General features: G+C 42.5%; 23 protein-coding genes and 1 riboswitch. Of the genes, 21 read left to right on the top strand and 2 right to left on the bottom strand.

The genetic code is table 11. The features are described 5' to 3' along the window. Positions 1-146: 146 nt before the first annotated feature. From JI667_RS01510 to JI667_RS01485, 6 genes are all read left to right on the top strand, one after another. Complete coding sequence (locus tag JI667_RS01510) at positions 147-767, top strand: stage V sporulation protein AA (RefSeq protein WP_206849512.1); 621 nt, start codon at positions 147-149, stop codon at positions 765-767. Beyond that, positions 757-1,179, top strand: a complete 423-nt coding sequence (locus tag JI667_RS01505) for a stage V sporulation protein AB (protein WP_206849510.1) — start codon at positions 757-759, stop codon at positions 1,177-1,179. The genes JI667_RS01510 and JI667_RS01505 overlap by 11 nt, the downstream gene beginning before the upstream one ends. A 22-nt stretch (positions 1,180-1,201) precedes the next feature. Beyond that, complete coding sequence (locus tag JI667_RS01500; RefSeq protein ID WP_206849502.1) at positions 1,202-1,798, top strand: stage V sporulation protein AE; 597 nt, start codon at positions 1,202-1,204, stop codon at positions 1,796-1,798. Then, a complete protein-coding gene (locus JI667_RS01495) occupies positions 1,764-3,242 on the top strand; it encodes a spore germination protein (protein ID WP_206849501.1) in 1,479 nt (492 codons plus the stop codon). Before JI667_RS01500 ends, JI667_RS01495 begins: the two co-directional genes overlap by 35 nt. Before the next feature lie 76 nt (positions 3,243-3,318). Next, on the top strand, positions 3,319-4,617 hold the full coding sequence (gene lysA / locus JI667_RS01490) for a diaminopimelate decarboxylase (protein ID WP_206849499.1): 1,299 nt from the start codon (positions 3,319-3,321) through the stop codon (positions 4,615-4,617). A 357-nt stretch (positions 4,618-4,974) separates the two neighbouring features. After that, positions 4,975-5,346 (top strand): GNAT family N-acetyltransferase, encoded by a 372-nt coding sequence (locus JI667_RS01485; protein WP_206849497.1) that lies wholly within the window; start codon positions 4,975-4,977, stop codon positions 5,344-5,346. Between the two features lie 17 nt (positions 5,347-5,363). Here the strand turns inward: JI667_RS01485 and JI667_RS01480 are convergent, their stop codons facing one another. Then, complete coding sequence (locus JI667_RS01480; RefSeq protein WP_206849495.1) at positions 5,364-5,894, bottom strand: DUF309 domain-containing protein; 531 nt, start codon at positions 5,892-5,894, stop codon at positions 5,364-5,366. A 132-nt stretch (positions 5,895-6,026) separates the two neighbouring features. Between JI667_RS01480 and JI667_RS01475 the strand changes: the two genes are divergently transcribed. From JI667_RS01475 to JI667_RS01405, 15 genes are all read left to right on the top strand, one after another. After that, the gene (locus tag JI667_RS01475; protein ID WP_206849493.1) at positions 6,027-6,824 is read left to right on the top strand and encodes a segregation/condensation protein A; all 798 of its coding nucleotides are present in this window, start codon (positions 6,027-6,029) and stop codon (positions 6,822-6,824) included. Beyond that, positions 6,811-7,404 carry an SMC-Scp complex subunit ScpB gene (scpB, locus tag JI667_RS01470; RefSeq protein WP_206849483.1) on the top strand — a complete coding sequence of 198 codons (594 nt, stop codon included), beginning with the start codon at positions 6,811-6,813 and terminating at the stop codon, positions 7,402-7,404. Before JI667_RS01475 ends, scpB begins: the two co-directional genes overlap by 14 nt. A gap of 359 nt (positions 7,405-7,763) precedes the next feature. Next, positions 7,764-8,870, top strand: a complete 1,107-nt coding sequence (locus JI667_RS01465) for a D-alanyl-D-alanine carboxypeptidase family protein (RefSeq protein WP_244668177.1) — start codon at positions 7,764-7,766, stop codon at positions 8,868-8,870. Next, positions 8,863-9,456, top strand: a complete 594-nt coding sequence (locus tag JI667_RS01460) for a nucleoside recognition domain-containing protein (protein WP_206849473.1) — start codon at positions 8,863-8,865, stop codon at positions 9,454-9,456. The genes JI667_RS01465 and JI667_RS01460 overlap by 8 nt, the downstream gene beginning before the upstream one ends. After that, on the top strand, positions 9,457-9,984 hold the full coding sequence (locus JI667_RS01455; RefSeq protein ID WP_206849471.1) for a spore maturation protein: 528 nt from the start codon (positions 9,457-9,459) through the stop codon (positions 9,982-9,984). Positions 9,985-10,320: 336 nt separating this feature from the next. Beyond that, positions 10,321-11,052: a pseudouridine synthase gene (locus JI667_RS01450; protein WP_206849469.1), complete on the top strand. Its 732-nt coding sequence runs from the start codon at positions 10,321-10,323 to the stop codon at positions 11,050-11,052. A 260-nt stretch (positions 11,053-11,312) separates the two neighbouring features. Continuing rightward, complete coding sequence (gene resA / locus JI667_RS01445) at positions 11,313-11,843, top strand: thiol-disulfide oxidoreductase ResA (RefSeq protein ID WP_206849467.1); 531 nt, start codon at positions 11,313-11,315, stop codon at positions 11,841-11,843. A 31-nt stretch (positions 11,844-11,874) separates the two neighbouring features. Further along, positions 11,875-13,551, top strand: a complete 1,677-nt coding sequence (gene resB, locus JI667_RS01440) for a cytochrome c biogenesis protein ResB (protein ID WP_206849465.1) — start codon at positions 11,875-11,877, stop codon at positions 13,549-13,551. Then, positions 13,532-14,707 (top strand): c-type cytochrome biogenesis protein CcsB, encoded by a 1,176-nt coding sequence (gene ccsB / locus JI667_RS01435; RefSeq protein ID WP_206850497.1) that lies wholly within the window; start codon positions 13,532-13,534, stop codon positions 14,705-14,707. The genes resB and ccsB overlap by 20 nt, the downstream gene beginning before the upstream one ends. A 120-nt stretch (positions 14,708-14,827) precedes the next feature. Further along, complete coding sequence (locus JI667_RS01430; RefSeq protein ID WP_206849463.1) at positions 14,828-15,544, top strand: response regulator transcription factor; 717 nt, start codon at positions 14,828-14,830, stop codon at positions 15,542-15,544. After that, positions 15,541-17,304: an ATP-binding protein gene (locus JI667_RS01425; protein WP_206849460.1), complete on the top strand. Its 1,764-nt coding sequence runs from the start codon at positions 15,541-15,543 to the stop codon at positions 17,302-17,304. The genes JI667_RS01430 and JI667_RS01425 overlap by 4 nt, the downstream gene beginning before the upstream one ends. Before the next feature lie 252 nt (positions 17,305-17,556). Beyond that, positions 17,557-18,111: an RNA polymerase sigma factor SigX gene (sigX, locus tag JI667_RS01420; RefSeq protein WP_206849458.1), complete on the top strand. Its 555-nt coding sequence runs from the start codon at positions 17,557-17,559 to the stop codon at positions 18,109-18,111. Next, a complete protein-coding gene (locus tag JI667_RS01415) occupies positions 18,083-19,303 on the top strand; it encodes a hypothetical protein (RefSeq protein ID WP_206849456.1) in 1,221 nt (406 codons plus the stop codon). The genes sigX and JI667_RS01415 overlap by 29 nt, the downstream gene beginning before the upstream one ends. 228 nt (positions 19,304-19,531) lie before the next feature. Beyond that, positions 19,532-20,425, top strand: a complete 894-nt coding sequence (locus JI667_RS01410) for a peptidoglycan DD-metalloendopeptidase family protein (protein WP_206849454.1) — start codon at positions 19,532-19,534, stop codon at positions 20,423-20,425. A 113-nt stretch (positions 20,426-20,538) separates the two neighbouring features. Beyond that, positions 20,539-20,672: riboswitch (FMN riboswitch) on the top strand. 153 nt (positions 20,673-20,825) lie between these two features. Next, on the top strand, positions 20,826-21,395 hold the full coding sequence (locus JI667_RS01405; protein WP_206849446.1) for an ECF transporter S component: 570 nt from the start codon (positions 20,826-20,828) through the stop codon (positions 21,393-21,395). A 113-nt stretch (positions 21,396-21,508) separates the two neighbouring features. On the opposite strand, the gene JI667_RS01400 is transcribed toward JI667_RS01405, so the two are convergent. Next, positions 21,509-21,757, bottom strand: a complete 249-nt coding sequence (locus JI667_RS01400) for a ferredoxin (protein ID WP_138775684.1) — start codon at positions 21,755-21,757, stop codon at positions 21,509-21,511. Between the last annotated feature and the right edge of the window lie 27 nt (positions 21,758-21,784).

Genomic DNA, 21,784 nt, shown 5'->3' with positions numbered 1-21,784 from the left:
TAGCGCCAGTCCTTCTCGTCAGGTTCCATTCATCCCACTTGAGCGTCTGATGCTTACCGTCCACCACCTGGTCATTACATAAATAAATTCCGTTAATCCATACTATTGGTACGAAGAGAAAATCATGTTTTCAGGAAGTGAACTGCATGGAAGGTATCTTGTATATACGCTTACGTCATCGAGTGCAGGTAAGGGAAGAGAGCATGGTCAGGCTTTCTCAGTTGGCACAGATCATAGCACCTGAGGAGATTGTGGACAATATAAAGGATATCCCGATTCATCAGGTGACCCCCTCAGATAAAAATATTATCGTAGTGGATGTCATGAGGGTCATTAGGGAAGTATGCAAAAAGCATTCTGACCTGGATATACAGACGATCGGGCCCACACAGAGCATCATAGAAGTGATTTATGAGAAAAAGAAAGTCTCTCTCCCGTTATTCATTGGCGTGTGGTTACTTTTATTCATCGGTGCGGCCCTGGCGATTATGAATTTTCATGAGGATGTAAGTATGAGAGAAGTTCATCAAAGGCTGTATCATTTTGTGACTGGAGGAGTGGATCCTCATCCATTATTGTTCCAGGTTCCCTATTCATTTGGTTTAGGTCTTGGAATGATCTTGTTTTTCAATCATGTGTTTCGAAAAAGACTCAATGAAGAGCCAAGCCCACTCGAGGTTGAAATGTTTAACTACCAGCAGGACTTAGATCAATATGTCATCATGCACGAAAATAAAGAAAGTCAGAAGAAACTAGATGACCATTAATGTGTTGATCACCGTATTTATCGGATTTGCGGGTGGACTGGCAGTGGGCTCAGGGTTTGTCGCTTTCTTAACGGTATTGGGAATCATTCCGCGATTAACCCAATTGACGAAAACAATGAAAATGATTCATTACTATGAAATGGCTGTCATAACCGGTGCCCTCGCTGGAGGGTTCATTAGCCTGAATAACTACACTCTCCATCTTTCCCCATTAGTCCTTATCCCAATCGGACTCTTGAGCGGAGTATTTATCGGACTTTTGGCTGCCGCACTGACGGAAGTATTAAATGTGTTTCCCATCCTGGCCAAACGAATCGGGATCGATGGTCAGATTGTGATTCTGATCATGGCAATCGTATTTGGTAAGATTTTCGGTTCACTATTTCATTGGCTCTATTTGGTACACCAATAATTAGCAAGGGGCAGGGGTTCATATGGACAACAAACGGAAAGTGATCCTGATAACAGATGGAGATGAATATGCAAAGCGCGCTATTGAGTGCGTTGCCAAAGAGTATGGTGGAAGGTGTATCTCAAGCTCTAAAGGGAATCCATCTGTACTGACAGGACCAGAAATCGTAAAACTGATCAAAAGAGCCAAGAACGACCCTGTCTTTGTTATGTTTGATGATAGTGGATTTATTGGGGAAGGTGCAGGGGAGCGTGCCTTAAAATATGTTGCAAATCACCCTGATCTTGAAGTCCTTGGAATCATTGCCGTGGCCAGTAAAACACGACAGGCAGAATGGACCCGGGTGGATGTATGCATTGATAAATTCGGAGAGTTGACGCCCTATGGTGTAGATAAATTCGGAGTACCTGAAATGGATGTAGGCAGATTGACGGGTGATACCGTCTATTGCCTGGATGAACTGGATGTCCCGGTGATTGTAGGAATTGGTGACATAGGCAAGATGGCCAAACGGGATCATTATTCACAAGGGGCCCCCATTACGAAAAAAGCAGTGGAAATCATCTTAGAAAGGAGCGGATTTTATGCCACAAAAGACGAAGGAAACACCGATTCCTAAAGATTTAACCGTCATTGAAGATTACATGAAAAATCACGTTGGACTGAACACCAGTTTCGATATTGGTGTACGCAAGCTTATGATATTGAAAAAAGGGGTTCATTTTTATTATATAAACGGACTGACAGATGCCTCCTATATTATTGAGATAGTAGAAGAACTTGTGGAAATCAATGACCATGAGCGGGCGACTAGCCGATTGTATGATATCGTACATAATCGCCTCGTTCATCAATCCGTAGAGCCGGTTAAAACAATCGAAGAAGCAGTGGATGAAGTGCTCTCCGGATTAATTGCGATCTTTGTTGAAGGCTATGAAGAAGCATTGATTGTGGATGTTCGCAGCTATCCTGGAAGACAGCCATCAGAACCTGATACAGAGAAGGTGGTCCGGGGCTCCCGTGACGGATACGTCGAGAACATTATTGTAAACACAGCATTGACAAGAAGGAGAATCAGGGACCCCAGACTGAGGTTTGAAATCTTCCGGATCGGGGAACGCTCCAAGACGGATATTTCCATTGCGTATATCGACGATGTGGCAAATCCAAGCATGATTGAAGTCATAAAGAAAGAATTAAAAAACATTAAAATTGATGGATTGACAATGGCAGACAAAACAGTGGAAGAGTTCCTTGTGAAACAGGGGTATAATCCTTACCCACTGGTCAGGTACACAGAAAGAGCGGACGTTGCTGCCACACACTTATTAGAAGGGCATGTCCTGATCTTTGTCGATACGTCGCCAAGTGTGATTATCACTCCGACCACTTTCTTTCACCATCTGCAGCATGCTGAAGAATACAGACAGTCGCCGGCTGTCGGTACGTTCGTAAGGTGGACACGTTTTATTGGGGTTCTTGCTTCATTATTCCTTCTACCCTTGTGGTATTTGTTTGTTCTGGATCCTTCGCTGCTTCCGGAAGTGATTAAGTATGTCGGTCCTCAAGAACAGACCAATATTCCTGTCATCGTGCAATTATTTATCGCTGACCTGGGGGTGGAGATGTTCAGGATCGCGGCCATTCATACTCCGACGCCGCTCTCAACCGCCATGGGTCTGATCGCCGCTGTATTAATCGGGCAGATTGCCATTGACGTCGGGCTATTCCAGCCTGAAGTAATCTTATATGTAGCGGTAGCTTCAATCGGTACGTTTGCAACTCCGAGTTATGAATTAAGTGTAGCAAATAAGATGGCAAGGCTTTTCCTCCTGGTGGCAGTTGCTTTCTTCCATATACCAGGGTTAATGGTAGGGAGTACCCTTTTTATTCTGTATGTAGCGAATATTAAGTCACTTAATACACCGTATCTTTGGCCGCTCTTGCCATTCAGCCCGAAGGCATTTATGCAAATTCTTATCCGTAAATCGGTTCCCGGATCAAAGATTCGTCCAAGTATCGTTCAACCGCGAAACAAATACAAGCAGCCCGCTAAATCTTAGAATATTGCAACAATGATCGTTCTGTGGTAAATTACGTTGTATTAGTAGAGCATGACAGAGGGGAATGAGGAGTCTCGTGTATCTTCATGGATCAGCAGAAATCAAAAATGGGAACTTAGAAATAGGAGGGGTAAGTACTATAGAGCTGGCAAAGCAATATGGTACCCCCCTTTACGTTTATGACACTAAACTCATAAGAGAGCGTGCAAGGGGCTTCAAAGAAACATTTGAATCCCTGGGAGTCAAAGCGGAAGTCGCTTACGCGAGTAAAGCATTCTCTTGTATTGCGATGTTTCAGGTCATGAAGGAAGAAGGATTATCCCTGGACGTTGTTTCAGGAGGAGAGCTGTTTACTGCACTGAAGGCAGGATTTCCTCCTGAGCGCATACATTTTAATGGAAATAATAAGTCGAAGGATGAGCTGATGCTCGCCATCGAGGAAGGAATCGGCTGCATAGTAGTCGATAATTTTCATGAGTTGAAGCTTGTTAGTGAGTTATCAAGTTCTCTGGAACGGTCAACCAGGGTATTGTTAAGAGTGACGCCGGGGGTTGAAGCCCATACGCATGATTATATCCTTACGGGACAGGAAGATTCGAAATTCGGGTTCGATTTAGCAAATGGTCAGGCAGAAAAGGCAATGAAATTGGCAGTGGGCTCTACAGCAATTGAATTATTGGGTCTGCATTGCCATATCGGTTCGCAAATTTTCGAAACGACCGGTTTCATTCTTGCCGCGAGGAAGATCATCGAAAAGGTTGCTCAGTGGACTTCACAATACAACTTTCACCCGAAGGTCCTTAATCTGGGTGGAGGATTTGGCATCCGCTATACGGGAGAAGATGACCCAATTCCGCCTGCCCAGTATGTGAAGGAAATGATTGCTGCTGTGAAAGAAGAAACTGTAAAATATAATTTGAAAATGCCGGAGATCTGGATTGAACCAGGACGTTCTCTTGTGGGGGATGCAGGAACCAGTCTATATACATTGGGGTCACAGAAAGATGTACCCGGCATCCGTAAGTATGTAGCGATTGATGGGGGGATGAGTGATAATATCAGGCCTGCCCTTTATAAGGCGAAGTATGAAGCGGTCATAGCAAATAAAGCTGACCTGGTTGCGGAAGAAACGGTTTCCGTTGCAGGGAAATGTTGTGAGTCCGGGGATATGTTGATATGGGATTTACCATTGCCATTGTCAGAACCTGGCGATGTTCTTGCGGTTTTCTGTACAGGTGCCTACGGATATTCCATGGCGAATAACTACAATCGGATTCCGCGTCCCGCGGTGATATTTGTCGAGAACGGTGAAGAAAGATTAGCCGTACGGAGGGAGACATATGATGATCTAATCAGCCTTGATGTTATGATTTGAATAGGGGGATCTAGTCTTTAAGTATATCGTACTTAAAGACTACTTTTTTGCTTTCTGAATTACATACTTTAACAATATTCTTTTTTACTATACAATAACTATGACATTAGTGAATAGGGTTAACAAAGGAGACAGTCATGAAGATCAGTAATAAAGGATTGTTTTTGCTATTAATCATTGCAGGTCTCGGGTGGGGCGTCATTTACTGGATGTTCATCGCAGGGAACTGATTGGTTTGATTTGCTTAATAAAAGTAAATTTAGTAAGATAAATAAACGTTCATATCAATTAAATTTCTAGTTTTTGTCTAAAATAGGGAATAAATAGATTAGGCATAAAACATAACGAGGGGTTAATATGTTAATTCGGTATAAAAAGGCGTTTGAAAAGATTGCAATGGGATTATTATCTTTTATGCCAAATGAAAAGGATTTGAAGAAGCTTCAACAAACGATGAAGCAATACGAAACTGAAGATAATTGGCAGCTCTTTTTATGGAAAGAAGAGGACATAGTAGGATTGATCGGAGTTTACAAAACAGATAATACATTAGAGATTCAACATATATCAGTCAATCCATCACACCGTCACGAAGGAATCGGGAAGTCGATGGTGAAACACCTGAGGGAGATGCATTCCGAGCTTGAAGTGAAACCAAATTCAGAAACAGTTTCATTTTTCGAGAAGTGTGATGAGATGGATCCTTTAGAAGTGAAACACGAGGATTGATCAAATTGGCAGACCGCCTATAAGGGTGGTCTGCCTCTTTTTTTTCTCAAGGCATTTTCCCGTTCCAGTATGACTTCAGAACGGTCTCTGTAGGAATGGCGGTGAACGAGTCCCGTATTGGACAGGTCACTCGGTGAGCACCAGGTGTATCCGTTATCCTTGCATCGGGTTTTAACTTCATCAACGAGTGAATCATCGGTTAAAGGGAAGTCGATGCTGTGATAAGGTTGATCCAGATTGATTTGGTGAATGGTAGCAACAATCATATCGTGAAGCTTAATGGAATGAACCCCGAGTTCATTCAGTTTTTTTTGATTCCGTTGTATAGTCTGGACTGCCTTCTTGAATGTTCGTTCCGCTCCCGTCAGATTCCCCCTTCTATAATGGTAGAACCCGACTGCGACTTGGATCAATCCCACCCAATGAGAAGTCCTGTTCCTGGGATCTACTTCCTTCCAATGTTCTTCCAATATTTCGTGACACTCAAAATAATCACGATTTCCGTGGAAATACATTAGGAAATCGATAAAGGCTTTTGGATAAACCATAAGATCACTCCATTAGGTGTAAGGTAGTTAGATTGTAGCATAAACCATAGTCGAAGCGACAGGGAGGCTCATAATTGCAAAACTTTCTATTGGAGAATGGGGGGCTTTCTACTATACTATTAAGTAGCTATCATGAAAGATTGTAATGAGAAATTTGGTGATAAAGTGGAATACAATGTGAAGATTGACGCTTTTGAAGGTCCTATGGATCTTCTTTTGCATCTTATTAATTCGTTGGAAATTGATATATATGATATTCCTATGGCTCAAATTACTGAGCAATATATGTTATATGTACATACGATGAAAAATCTGCAACTGGATGTTGCAAGTGAATACTTAGTAATGGCGGCTACATTACTCGCCATCAAGAGTAAAATGCTCCTACCGAAACATGATGAGGGCATGTTGAATGATGAGATTGAATTTCAAGAAGAAGATCCACGTGATGAACTGGTGGAACGATTGATCGAGTATCGTAAATTTAAGGAAGCAGCAAATGAACTTAAGCATCGTGAAGAAGAACGGGGCCAAGTGTATACGAAGCCTCCCAGTGACCTTTCTGAATTCAGTGACGCGGTGGATATAAAGAACACAGAGGTTCAGGTGTCATTATACGATATGCTTGGGGCTTTTCATAAATTATTAAGAAGGAAAAAACTCCAACGGCCCGTGCAAACAAGAATTACCAGGCAGGAAATATCCATTGAGAAGAGGATGAATGACATTCTGGAGAATTTGCGGAACCTTAAACAACGTACATCCTTTACGAGCCTCTTCCCCATTGATAACAAAGAGCATCTCGTCGTCACATTTCTTGCTGTGCTCGAATTAATGAAGCGGAAGCAGATTATCGTCAATCAGGAAAAAAACTTCACGGAAATATTTGTGGAAGCAGGAGAGGAGGCAGGACTTGTTGAACAGTATTAATTGGAAAGGGATACTGGAAAGCCTGCTCTTTGCAGCGGGGGATGAAGGTCTTTCAATGAAGCAGGTCTGTTCAGTACTGGAGATCGAAGAAGAAAGAGCGATGGGCATCCTTGAAGACTTAATGCAAGATTATGAGAACGATGCCGACAGAGGCATTTATATCGTAGAAATAGCAGGAACATTTCAACTCGTGACAAAGAAAAGCAATGCTGATTACTTGAAGAAGCTGGTGGAATCACCCCATGTAAGCTTTCTTTCCCAGGCAGCTCTTGAAACCCTTGCGATCATTGCGTATAAACAACCGATCACAAGGACAGAAATTGAACATATAAGAGGTGTGAAGACCGAGCGGCCCATCCAGACCCTTGCGTCCAAAGGACTTGTCAAGGAAGTGGGAAGGGCAGAAGGCACCGGCCGGGCATACCTGTTTGGGACAACCAAGGAATTCCTCGACTATTTCGGTCTGAAAAGCATCGAGGAGCTTCCCCCCCTCCCGGAAAATATTGAAGACGAATTCGCCCAGGATGAAGCCGATCTCTTCTTTGAGAAATTTCAGGAGACCCTGGAATCAAACGAATAATCATATCTGTATGAATGGGCAGGACCCTTTATCGAAATGATAAAGGGTCCTGCCTGTTATTTTGAGCGGTGAATTTAGAACTTTCTGAAAACATTTGATGTTAGGCGAGTGGGAATAGATGAACGAGTTTATGAAAGGCCAAAACACAGCGTGGCTGTGTTTTTTTGTTTCACGCAATTTTTTTGATGACCTTAAGTATCGGCTACATGTGAAGTGGCCCCACCGCTTTCAACATTTCACTCATATTACTCCTTGTCCTCTCATAAACTTGTACAAACACGTTAGATGTAAAGGAGTAGATGGCCGTGAATCGAAAGCGAGCGAAATTTTACATATATTATTTCCTTATATTTGCATTTATGTTCGTTACTGTTTCAGGTGAGGTTCAGGCAGCACCTTCTGTCAGTTCACAAAGGGCGATCTTAATGGATCAGGAAACAGGAAGGGTTCTGTATGAAAAGGATGCTCATACGGAGAGCCGGATTGCAAGTATCACGAAGATCATGACAGCCGTCCTTGCTGTCGAGTCCGGAAAGATGGATCAGGTAGTGACCGTCTCGGAGAATGCTGCAGGAACGGAAGGTTCTTCTCTTTACTTGAAAGCAGGGGAGAAGATCAAACTGGAAGACCTCGTGTATGGGCTGATGCTGAGATCGGGGAATGATGCCGCCGTTGCCATCGCTGAGTTTGTTGGAGGGAGTCTTGACGGGTTTACGTATTTGATGAATGAAAAGGCGAATGAAATCGGTATGGAGAATACTCATTTCTCCAACCCTCATGGCCTTGACGATCATGAGGATCACTATTCCACTGCGTATGATATGGCAGTACTGACAAGATATTCAATGAAAAACGATATGTATAAAGAAATTTCAGGAACGAAAGTCCATACAGCACCCAACCCCGATGAGAAGTGGGATCGGAAGTGGAAGAACAAAAATAGATTACTGACGGAATTATATAAATTCAGTACCGGCGGGAAAACGGGATATACGAAACTCGCAAAAAGAACCCTCGTGTCTACGGCCACCAAAGATGGAGAGAATCTGATTTCCGTGACATTGAATGGGCCTGATGACTGGAATGATCACATCGCAATGTTTGAATTCGGATTTAAACAATACGATTACAGAGTCGTTCTGGAAAAAGGGAAGATTGAAAAAATGGATGATGAAATATATAAAGGCCATGCTTACCTAAAACGGGAGTCTGTGCTTACATTGACGGATGAAGAAGTGGGAGAGGTAAAAGTGGAATACAAAATGTTGAAGCCCAAGCAGGAATGGCTTAAGAATCAACAGGTGCCTGATGTTGTCGGTAAAGCCGTGGTATACCTAGGGGAGAAGGAAGTGGATACTCTTCCTGTTTACTATCAATCATTCGTTAAAGAAAAGGAAAAAAAGAGCTGGTGGAAATTCTGGGCTTATTCATTTGAAGCTTTTACAGGGGTTCGCAACAATGGTTAACTTCATATGGGTGGGAATGACCATCATCGGATTGGTATTCGCAGTGGTTAATGGAAAGATGTCCGAAGTGAACGAAGCCATTTTCACTTCGGCGAATGAAGCAGTCACCCTTTGTATTGGATTGGTCAGTGTTTTAGTATTTTGGTTGGGCATTATGAGAATTGCTCAGGAAGCGGGTTTACTTGATAAACTGGCAAAGATGTTCAGACCGCTCGTGACGAGACTTTTCCCCGAAGTACCCGAAAACCATCCCGCCATGGGGTATATCCTATCGAATATGATGGCTAATATGTTTGGACTGGGAAATGCGGCGACTCCTCTCGGAATCAAAGCCATGGAGCAATTGAAAGAATTGAATGGAGGCAGGGACTTTGCGAGCAGGTCGATGATTACATTCCTCGCAATCAATACATCAAGCATTACCATCATTCCGACCACGGTTATTGCCATCCGGATGAAATATGATTCTGTGTCACCTACTGAAATTGTGGGTCCCACCTTGATTGCTACGATTTTATCCACTGTTGGTGCGATACTGATTGACCGTTATTTCCATTATAGGCGTACCCGTCGAGAGGTGAAATAGATGCAATGGATCACGACAATCTCATTATGGCTGATCCCTGTCATGATTGGCTTTATATTAATCTACGGTACAATCAAAAAGGTACCTACGTATGAAGTGTTTGTGGATGGTGGGAAAGAAGGAATAAAAATAGCGGTATCCATCATTCCCTTTCTAATCGGAATGCTTGTGGCCATTACGATCTTTCGTGAGTCGGGGGCCCTTGAATTTTTCGTTGGTCTCATGCGCCCGGCATTGCTTGCACTCGGAATTCCGCCGGAGATCGTTCCCCTGGCCATCATCAGACCCATTTCCGGAACGGCTGCTCTTGGGATGATGAGTGATATGATCGCAACGTACGGTCCGGATTCCTTCATCGGAAGACTGGCTTCAACCTTACAAGGCAGTACAGATACCACACTATACGTATTAACCGTGTATTTTGGAGCAGTCGGAATCCGGAAAATGGGCGACGCACTAAAAGTAGGTCTCCTCGCAGACCTCGTAGGAATCGCCGCAGCCATCTTCATCGTCACCATCATGTTCTAAAAGATGCATGATTACATGTTCATTAATTAACTTACAAATTAAGGAATTCGTAATGCTATAGTTGTATTGGAGTAATCATTTACTTTAATAGTGGTGAAAAACGTACCCTTCGAAAGTTGATTGAAGCGAGCACCTGCAGCGGAAATCAACCACCACTCGCATAGTAAGAGCAATTATTTTACAGTAACATTCAAGTAGAATAGTAAAATAGAAGTATTTAGGCATAAAGGCATCGACTGAAAAGGTCGATTTTCCTTTATGCCTTTCTATTTTCCCTGGATTGTGTAATAATTCATGAAGACAAATGTATTGAAATTGATAATGAGGTGAAAGACCGTGGAACGATTACAAAAGGTTATTGCTCATAGTGGGGTGGCATCCCGACGTAAAGCAGAGCAATTAATAATAGAAGGCAAAGTGAAGGTCAACGGAAAAGTAGTGAAAGAACTTGGAACAAAGGTTTCAAACTCTGACCGGGTGGAAGTAACCGGAATCCAGATTGAAAGAGAAAACAAAGTATATTATATGCTTTATAAGCCCAGAGGAGTCATCTCCGCTGTGACCGATGATAAAGATCGTCAGGTTGTAACAGACTTCTTCCCGGAAATCGAGGAAAGGATCTATCCGGTAGGCAGACTGGATTATGAAACCTCCGGAATCCTTCTGTTGACCAATGATGGGGACTTTGCCAATGCCCTTATGCACCCAAGCAATGAGATAGAAAAGACGTATGTGGCAAGATTAAAAGGAATCCCATCTAAATTTAAGATCCGTGAACTCGAAAAAGGGATCAAGCTGGAGGATGGAATGACTGCTCCTGCCAAAGTGAAGGTTCTGAGCATCGATAAAAAGCAAGGGAAATCGATTGTTGAAATCACAATCCATGAAGGCAGAAACCGTCAGGTACGACGGATGTTCGAAGCCCTGGGATACCCTGTCCAAAAATTAAAAAGGGAAAGGTACGCATTCCTGTCGCTTCATGGATTAAATGCAGGAGAAGGCAGGGAATTGACACCGCATGAAGTGAAACAATTAAGAACATTGGCGGAGACGGGAAGCATTCGATAAAAATTGACAAGGAAAGTGTCACATATCCTTCATATAATTTACACAACCGTTAAAGTGATAAATGATATAATGAGAAAGAAATTTTACCCATAAAGTCATGGGGAGATTTCTCTGCTTATTATGAGGATATGAAACAGTACATTTTGGCAGGGACTGATCTCATAAGTGAAATCTTATGACTTCAGGCCCTTTGCTACTGTAAAGAGAGATAAAATTTTCTCCTTTCTTGAGAACGATTTCACTATGGGAGGCACACGTAAATGAATAAGAAAAAGCGCAGATTACTCATTCGGACCATTATTCTCATTGTGCTGACTTCTGCAGTTGCATATACGTTGTATGCAAACTTTACGAAGGACGAAAGAGGAATGTTAAAAGCTGGCGACAAGGCTCCTGACTTTGTCCTTACGGATATGGAAGGGAATGCACACCGCCTTTCTGATTATAAGGGGCAGGGAGTCTTCTTGAATTTCTGGGGAACATGGTGCAAACCGTGTGAAAGGGAAATGCCTTATATGAATAATCAGTATAAGAAATATCAAAAGCAGGGTGTACAGATACTGGCTGTGAATGTGGGGGAATCCGATTTTCTTATAAACCGTTTCGTTTCAAAGCACGGACTGAAATTCCCTATTTTAGTAGACAAAGAAGAGGAAGTGCAGAATACATACGGAATCGATCCACTTCCAACGACGTTCCTGATTAACCCTCAAGGGGAAATTGAAAAGATCATCACCGGTACGATGACCGAAGAAGATATCATCGAAGATTTAGAGAGCATCAAGCCGTAAGGCAGTTTAACTTGATATAAGGAGTTTTTACATGAAAGAGATTAAGTGTGAATGCGGTCATGTGAATCCAAACGGTACGGTTCTTTGTGAATCCTGTGGACGTGCTCTAACGGAAGAAGCAAAGAATGAAAAGCTCCATGACATGCGTTATGAGGGGAGTGCAAGACGTTCCCAAACGTATAATAAATCGATTATAGATAAGATCTGGAACTTTTTTTCTTCTGTAAAAGTAGGGGTGTGGTTAATCGTTCTCACACTTATCGCTTCTGCGGTGGGAACCATATTACCACAGGAACAGTATATTCCAAATGCCCAGCCTGCAGATGAATACTATGGGGATGTCTATGGATTCTTCGGAGAATTATACTATACTCTCGGTTTCCATGACTTATATAGTTCATGGTGGTATTTGCTTTTAATCGCATCAATCGGAGTGTCACTGGTCATTTGTAGTTTGGACCGTGTAATCCCCCTCTATCGCGCCTTGAAGAACCAACGAGTAGCTAGACATGTCGGTTTTTTGAAACGTCAAAGAATATACGGGAAAACAGATACGCTAGAATTCGATGAGCCGGTCAGCCTGATAAAAGAAAGGTTGGTCCAGAAGAAATATAAGATTTGGGAAGAGGATGGCAATATTCTTGCGGAGAAGAACCGTTTCTCAAGATGGGGTCCTTATGTGAACCACATAGGACTTATCATTTTCCTTTTCGGCGGTATGCTTCGATTCGTTCCAGGGATGTATATCGATGAAACGGTATGGATCCGAGAGGGTGAAACGAGGGCCGTACCGGGTACGGATCAGGAATATTACTTAGAAAACAAGGGTTTTACACTAGAGACGTATGACAAGAATAAAGATAAAGAAGTGTTTGGTGAAGCGATCGACAAGAACGGGACAATCGCTAAGAATTTCCAGTCTGATGTCGTCCTGTATAAAGAGTCGGGTGATCGCCTTCCTGGTCAAAAGGCTGAACGAACGAAGGAGCAAGAGGATTCCATCAAGGTAAACCACCCCCTGAAATTCGGGAATTTTGCCGTATATCAGACAAGCTATAAATTAGATGAGTTCAAATCCATGTCCTTTACTATGGATAATAAAAAGTCGGGAGAAACTTTCGGTAAATTCACCGTCGATTTATTTGATCCTCAGGATGCTTACACATTTGAGGATGGATATAAAGCAGAACTAATGGGATATTATCCGGATTTCTCAGGTTTCAATGAGCAGGGGGAACCCCAAACGAAGTCCCCGCTTCCAAATAATCCGGCTTTCCTCTTTAAATTATTCTCACCTGAAAAGCCTGAAGGTGAAATCAGCTTTGTAGGAATCCGAAAAAATCTCGAGCCCCTGGGGGAAAATGAGTATAAGCTGTCATTTGCCGGAGTTGAGACGAGAGATGTATCCGCTTTAACTGTGCATAAAGATCTGACACTCTGGATTTTGGCTCTCGGGGGAGCGATCTTCATGATTGGGGTCATTCAGGGAGCCTATTGGCACCATAGAAGAATTTGGATCAGACGTAATGAAGATGGAGATGGAGTCATTATAGCCGGTCATACGAATAAAAACTGGCACGGTTTAAAAAATGAAATCAGATTTGCGTTGGAAGGCACTGGGATTTACGAGCCCGAAGACCAGCAACAAAAGGATGAAGTAAGGAGGAATGAGGATGTCAACGACAGCAATGGCGGAGTGGAGCAGTAATTTACTCTACGTATCCTTCATAATGTACTTGATTGCTACGTTGTTTTTTGGCGGAAGCATCCGTCAGAAAAATACAACGGAAACAAACCAGAAGAAATGGGGGTTTATCGGGATTGTCTTAACCCTTGTGGGATTTGCTTCACAGTTAGGGTACTTCTTTCTAAGATGGGGAGCATCTGGACATGCCCCTGTCAGTAATTTATTTGAATTTACAACCTTTTTCGGAATGATGCTTGTCGGGGCATTCATCATTCTGTACTTTATGTATAAGACGACGATACTTGGTGTCATTGCACTGCCATTCGCCTTGTTGGTGATCGCTTATGCCAGTATGTTTCCTAAAGATATCAGCCCACTCATCCCTGCACTTCAAAGTGACTGGTTAAAGATACATGTAACAACTGTATCAGCAGGTGAAGCGATTCTTTCCATCAGCTTCGTCGCAGGACTCATCTATTTGTTGAAATCCGTTCAGCATACAAAGGGGAGTAAGCAGTCATTCTGGCTTGAAACCGTGATGTATTCATTGGTTGTTGTATTGGGGTTTGTTGTCGCTTCAACGGCTTTTACGCTTTCCCATTACGAAGCTGACTTTCAATATGTAAATCAACAGGGGGAAGAAGCAGTTGCCGAATACACCCTTCCTGCCCTTGTAGGTCCGAATGAAGGGCATTCCATGACAGACGGTGTAATGAAGCCGATAATTGAAATGCCCGCTCTTATTAATGCCAAGAAGTTAAATACGGTCATTTGGTCATTTCTAATCGGAACAGGGCTGTATCTAATTCTGCGTTTGATCTTCAGAAAGCGGATTGCTGCTAAGTTGCAGCCACTTGTGAAAAATGTGAACCTCGATTTGATGGACGAAATTGGTTACCGTTCCGTATTGATCGGGTTTCCTGTTTTCACTCTTGGTGGACTCATCTTTGCAATGATCTGGGCACAGATTGCCTGGACCCGTTTCTGGGGATGGGATCCCAAAGAGGTATGGGCTTTAATCACATTTTTATTCTATGCAGCTTTTCTTCACCTGCGCCTATCAAAAGGATGGCATGGTGAAAAGTCAGCATGGCTTGCCGTAGTGGGAGTTGCGATCATTCTATTCAACCTTGTAGCCGTTAATCTCATCATTGCGGGATTACATTCATATGCTTAATCAATCGTAACCGCCGGAAGGAGCTGATGATCACGAGAATTGTATTCTCTTTGAGTCAGCTTCTTTTTTCATATAAAATATAGGATAATATGGTTAATTATACAAAGGGGGATGAAACCCATGGACGAAAACATTCGAATCTTAGTTGTGGATGATGAAGATCGTATCCGCAGACTGTTAAAAATGTATCTGGAAAGAGAAAACTATGAAATCGATGAAGCAGAAAATGGAGAAAAGGCGTTGGAAATGGCTCTTGAGCAAAATTACGATTGCATTCTCTTGGATATCATGATGCCTGGCATGGACGGGATCGAAATGTGTCAGCATCTTCGTGAAAGTAAGGCAACCCCTGTCATCATGCTTACTGCCAAGGGGGAGGAAGTGAATAGAGTACAAGGGTTTGAAGTCGGGACCGATGACTATATCGTGAAACCTTTTTCTCCACGGGAAGTGGTGCTGAGGGTGAAAGCATTATTACGAAGGTCTACGAAATCCAGCTTTATCCAAAGTGATACAAAGGCTAAGGATCTCATTGTCTACCCGCATCTGACAATTGATAATGACGCCCACCGTGTAACGGCAGATGGGATGGATGTTAACTTGACACCTAAAGAATATGAGCTTCTATATTTTCTTGCGAAAGCACCGGATAAAGTATTCGATCGTGAGCATCTCCTGAAGGAAGTGTGGCACTACGAATTCTTCGGCGATCTCAGAACGGTCGACACCCATGTAAAACGATTAAGGGAAAAGTTGAATAAAGTCTCTGAAATGGCAGCAAAAATGATCGTGACCGTTTGGGGAGTGGGCTATAAATTCGAGGTAACAAATGAATGAGGCTCTGGCGTAGTGTAGTAGGGAAACTGTGGCTCACCATCCTGCTTTTGGTTTCATTTGTGTTGTTCATACTGACCATTTTATTACTGGAATTCTTTCAGAATTATCATGTCGATGTGGTAGAGAAAGAACTAACCCACACAGCGGAAAAGGTGGCGAGGGTCATTGAAAATCATAATGATCTGACCCTTGGGATGGAATTGGGAAAAGAAATCATCGACGAACCCGTGAATATCATCATATCATTGGATCAAAATGAATCTCTATATTCACAGGATTCGACTGCCTTTCAGAAGAAAATCCATGATTATATATCGAAGGATAGCGAACTTCAATCTGTCAAAGCAAAGGAAATCACTTTAAAAAAAGAGGTTGAACTGTCTAAGGAATCCTCCAATCGGTACGAGAATGTCATCATTGTCGGTACTCCTCTCCATATTAACGGGAAAGACGGGGCTGTTTATCTCTATCAGTCGCTTGGTGTAATCAAAGACACGACCAGACAGACGACGAAGCTGATCCTACTTGCAGCAGGCATCGCCATCATCCTTACAACCATCTTCGCATTCTTTCTCTCTACCCGTATCACTGCCCCCCTGAGGAAAATGAGAGAAGCGGCATTTGAGGTGGCTAAAGGGAAATTCGATACCAAGGTCCCGATCCTGACGAAGGATGAAATCGGAGAGCTTGCCACAGGTTTCAATCAGATGGGGAGGCAATTGAAGTTTCACATCAATGCGCTAAGTCAGGAAAAAGAGCAGCTATCGTCCATTCTGAGCAGTATGGCTGATGGGGTCATCACCTTTAATCGAGACGGCACCATCCTGATCACCAATCCTCCTGCAGACCGGTTTCTGCAACACTGGTATTATGAGCAAAGTGAAGAGAGCGAAGAGGCGATTCCGACGACAGTTAGAGAATTATTGCAGAGTGTGGTCGTAACTGAAATGGAACAAACAGGTGAACTGAGTCTGCAGGGCCGTTCCTATGTGGTGATCGTGAGTCCCCTGTATAATAACAATACCATCAGGGGAGCCGTGGCGGTGGTCCGTGATATGACAGAGGAACGGAGATTGGATAAGCTCCGCAAGGACTTTATCGCAAACGTTTCCCATGAACTTCGCACACCTATCTCCATGCTGCAAGGGTATAGTGAAGCGATTGTGGATGACATTGCAGGCTCGGAAGAAGAAAAGAAGGAAATTGCCAGGATCATTTATGATGAATCTCTCCGTATGGGGAGGCTTGTGAATGATCTCCTTGATCTTGCCCGAATGGAAGCGGGACATATCACTTTAAACAAAGATGTGATAGCGGTCATGCCTTTCACAGAAAGAGTGACAAACAAGTTTATCGGGTTGGCCAAGGAAAAGAAGGTATCCATCTATTTTGAAAGTAATGTGGAAATCAAGAAAGAAATCTATATGGACCCGGATCGAATTGAACAAGTATTAACCAATCTCATCGATAACGCGTTGAGGCATACACCGACAGGAGGGGAAGTGACGGTTTCCCTGACCGAAAAGAAAGGGGGATACTTGTTCCATGTAAGAGACACGGGTTCCGGAATACCTGAAGAGGATCTTCCTTTTGTCTTTGAACGTTTCTATAAGGCTGACAAGGCAAGAACGAGAGGAAAGTCCGGGACGGGTCTAGGACTTGCGATCGCAAAGAATATCATAGAAGCCCATAAAGGTCATATTCAGGTTCAAAGCAAAGTGGATCAAGGGACAGCTTTCACCTTCTTTCTTCCCGTTTAGTCAAGAATCGATGATCTCTTTAGAAAAATGGCGATTTTTCTTGTTACATGGGAAACATTCTTTATATTTGCAAAATTATCCTTATTTTAGTGGTAAAATTTATAAGCCAGCAGGGTTCCCTTCCCTGTTGGTTTTTTTATGCTGTAGCCCGATTCATATAGGTCTTTCCTTTTCAACCAAAAAACACTATATTGATAGTGTGTAACTTTTTTACATAGGGAACGACTAATAAATTGACGGGGAGGGAATTAAGTGGACTCCGTTTTCGAGAGATTATACTCTAGCTATCATCAGGATGTATTTCAGTTCCTCATATACATGGTACAGAATAAACAGCAGGCTGAAGACTTAGTTCAGGAAGTTTATATTCGGGTGCTTAAATCCCATAAGAATTTTGAAGGGAAAAGTTCCGAGAAAACCTGGCTTTTTTCCATTGCGAAAAATGTGGCCATTGATCATTTCAGAAAGCAGAGATACTGGAAAAACCGTATTCTCGATAAATTTGATTGGAGTCGAAACGAAGTGACAGACAATGGGGCTCTTCCTGAAGAAATTACTGTTTCCAATGAGGAAGTCCAAGTTCTGTACGAGTGCTTAAAGCTTTGCTCAACAGATTTCCGGATGGTCATCATTATGCGGTACTTACAGGAACTTTCCATCATCGAAACTTCTGAGGTGCTCGGATGGTCGGAAAGCAAAGTGAAGACAACCCAACATAGGGCCATCAAGTGGTTACGAAGTGAAATGAATCAACGACTCCCAAAGGAGGAAAGAGACTTTGAACCAGTCAGAATGGAAAGATCGTGATATTGAGGAGCTTGTCAGAAAGCTTCCCCAAATCAAAGATGATCGAACATCTCAATCTATTCATGCCCGAATAGTACGACAAAAGAAGAAGAGTCAATCTTCATTTAAACGGTTCATACCTGCAGTTGCTGCATGTGCCGCCATATTTATTATGGTCCTCTTGGCACCAACCGTTCTAAATCAACTCACTGAAACGAGCATGGAGAAGTCCGAATCGAAAATAGCGGATTCTTCGGGTAGTTCAGAAAACAAAATCGAAATGGCTCCACAAAAGAAGGAAACAGAGATCTCTCCTGAATCTAGTGAAGATAAGAAAATAGCTATAACCAAAGATGATCAAAAGGAAAACAGCGAAGTAATGATGTCAGAGAGCTTAAAAGAACCTGAAGAAAGGCTTTCACTCTATGAAGAAGACCTTAAGGGAAAGGAGTTTTACTCCTTTGGACTGGTTTCTCCAGATGCGGTACCGATACCCGTCTCCATTGTAGAGGAACCTGAAGAAGACTGGTTAACCCGTCATGAGCAAATTGCGGAAAAGCTGCCTGAAACAGATTGGGGACTTGAGGACTACCTTCCATTAGATGGTAAGTTCACTATGGATAACAACAAAGTCGTTTTCACTCTGGATGCTGATCACCCATACAGCGGCAGCAGTGCTGTGGAATATGCATTTTATCATTCTCTTCAGTATTCATTCCAGCATAAGGGGATAGAGGAAATCACTTTGAAGAATTCCGACGGTGCTGTCCCTCAATTCAGTACCGCTGGTGAGTTCTCAAAGATCGATTTGAATGAAGAAACCCATACGGCTTACTATGCGTATTCACCAAATGGCAGGGAGCGCTTTCTTGTACCGGATAATATCAACAGGGGTGACATCAAGGCGTCCATGGAAGCAATGAAAAATGAAGAAACTGGCCTTCTTCAGAGTGTCATTCCAAAAGATATCAATTTCAGTGTGACTGAAGGAGATGGATGGGCGACAATCAGCTTCTTGAATGAATTGGATTTGGACACATTGGAGGAACAATCCGCATTGGAAATGATTGAAGGGATATTATTAACGTGCAGGAGCTCCGGGTTTGACAGGGCACAGTTTGGGAATGTCAAACAGGTTAACTGGAACGGTTTCAACTTTGATGGACCTATAGAGACCCCGATCAGCCCAAATAAAAAAAACATAGATAATTAAAGGAAGAAGGACCAGAAGCGGATAACTATCCGCTTCTGGTCCTTCTTATTTTACACATAGCAGAAAGGAATATTTAACACATACTTAGCCATACTACCCGAAGGAAAATGAATTGTATGTTTTGTCATTTGGCAGCCATATGTGCATGTAATGAGTACTAAAAGGTTAGACTGGTGTAATACATAGAAATCGAAGATGAGCCAGTCAAAATTTTTAAGGAGGACAAGCATGATTTTTGATTATGCAAGAAGGCTATTCATCGTTTTTGTATTGGGAATTTGTGTAAGCGTGATGTTCATTACCGGTAATAATGCTAAAGCGGAGGGTGATGAAGTGGCAAAGGACACCGGAATATGGATTTTTCCCGTGGAAGGGATGATCACAGATTCATTTGGTACAAGAGGTGGTACGCACAAGGGTATGGATATTGGAGGAGAGGCAGGATCACCCGTTTATTCTGTAGCAAAAGGGATAGTGAGTAAATCCTATCTTTCTAATAGCTATGGTCATGTGGTATTTATCAGACATGAAAACGGATATGAAACAGTCTATGCCCACCTTGAGAGCAGATTGGTGGACGAGAATCAGGAAGTTGTACAAGGAGCACAGCTTGGCACCCTGGGGAATACCGGAAGATCGACCGGTGCCCATCTCCATTTTGAAGTTCATAAAGGGGAGTGGACAATCAATAAGGAAAATGCCATCGATCCCTATCGTGTCTTTGGAAACGGTGAAGTCGGGCAACTTGTATTTGCAAAAGAAAAAGATCCTTTTCAGACAGTGGATGTAGCGGGTACTCCTGAAGGAAATCTGAATGAAGATGTACATACTTTGACACATACCGTTCAAAAAGGAGAGACCCTTTGGGGGATATCTCAGAAGTACGCCGTGTCGATTGAAGAGATCATGTCACAGAACGCATTAAACAACACCGATCTTGTCATCAGTCAGATCTTGAAGATCCCGACAATTCATAGGAATGATCGGTACGTCGTAAAGAAGGGTGACACATTATCTTCCATCTCTCTGGCTCAGGGAATCGATTTAGATGATCTTGTCCATAAGAACGGTCTGGATTTGCAGTCAGCCATTTATCCTCGACAAGTTCTAAAGGTACAATGACCCTTCCGCAGCCTATTTAGGCATATGATATTTTGATATAGTTCGAATTCGAGCTTTTTATCTTCACATTCTCCTTCACATTATGTATAATGTAAATGTACAAAAAAATAAAGATTCGTCTTCGGGGCAGGGTGAAATTCCCTACCGGCGGTGATGAAACAATTGTTTCTAAGCCCGCGAGCCTTCAGGGGCAGGATTTGGTGTGATTCCAAAGCCGACAGTATAGTCTGGATGGGAGAAGATGAAGGTTTATGCCAGAACGTTTAGAAATGGGAAGCTGAACGTTTATTAGGGTATGCCTTTCATTCTCTTAGATACAAGTATCTAGGAGTTTTTTAATGCTACCTTTTGGTCGGAACCATCTTCGAAATGAGATGAATCTCCTAAAGGAGAGAGAGTTATGAAGAAAATGAATACACGAATGTTTGTCACAGTTGGTATGCTTAGTGCCATTTCGTATGTGTTAATGTTGTTCAACTTCCCAATACCACCATTTCCAAAATTCTTAATGGTCGATTTCAGTGATGTACCTGCTTTAATTGCAACGGTTACATTAGGACCGCTTGCTGGAATATTGGTGGAACTGTTTAAAAACGTGATTGATTACGTTATGACTGGAAGCGATACAGGTGTACCTATTGGTCATGCAGCTAACTTTTTAGCGGGAGTGCTTCTGATTCTTCCAACATATTATATCTATTCACGTTTTCAATCAAAAAAAGGCTTGTTGACTGGATTAATTACAGGAACAGTCGTAATGAGCCTAAGCATGGGGATTTTAAATTACTTTGTATTCCTTCCTGCTTATAAATACTTCATGAATTTCGAGTTGCCTGCTGAAATCATCATTACAGGAATCGTTCCATTTAATATCCTTAAAGGAATATTGGTAGCAACCGTATTTACTTTACTGTTCGTCCGCCTTCAAGGCTGGTTGTCAAGACAAGTAGCCTTCAACAAAGCGGCATAGTGATCAAATAAAAAGAACCCCTCAACTTTTCTTGAGGGGTTTTTCATATGTGGATAAGTAGATCGACAATAGAAAAGGCTAAGGGAATTATTCCTCCTTAGCCTCCATCCCTACTATTCAAATTTAAGGGCATCTCCATCGAATGGTTCTTCAGATATTTTAATGGAATCTGTCGGACAGCCTTCGAATGCATCAACCATATCATCTTCCAATACGTCAGGAACTTCGACGGTTCCCTGGTTATCATCTAATGTTACAAATGCAATACCTTCATCATCATAGTCGTAAATATCTGGAGCGGCAGCCCCACATGCTCCACATGCAATGCATGTATCCTTGTCAACGATCGTATATTTTGGCAAAGAAAAAACCTCCCGAAAAAATAATTC

Origin of the sequence: Bacillus sp. NTK074B (genome assembly GCF_017303375.1) — a bacterium.
In the GTDB taxonomy this organism is placed as follows: Bacteria; Bacillota; Bacilli; order Bacillales; family Bacillaceae_B; genus Rossellomorea.
The sequence above is the reverse complement of the archived record's forward strand: the minus strand, read 5'-3'. Positions and strand labels throughout refer to the sequence as shown.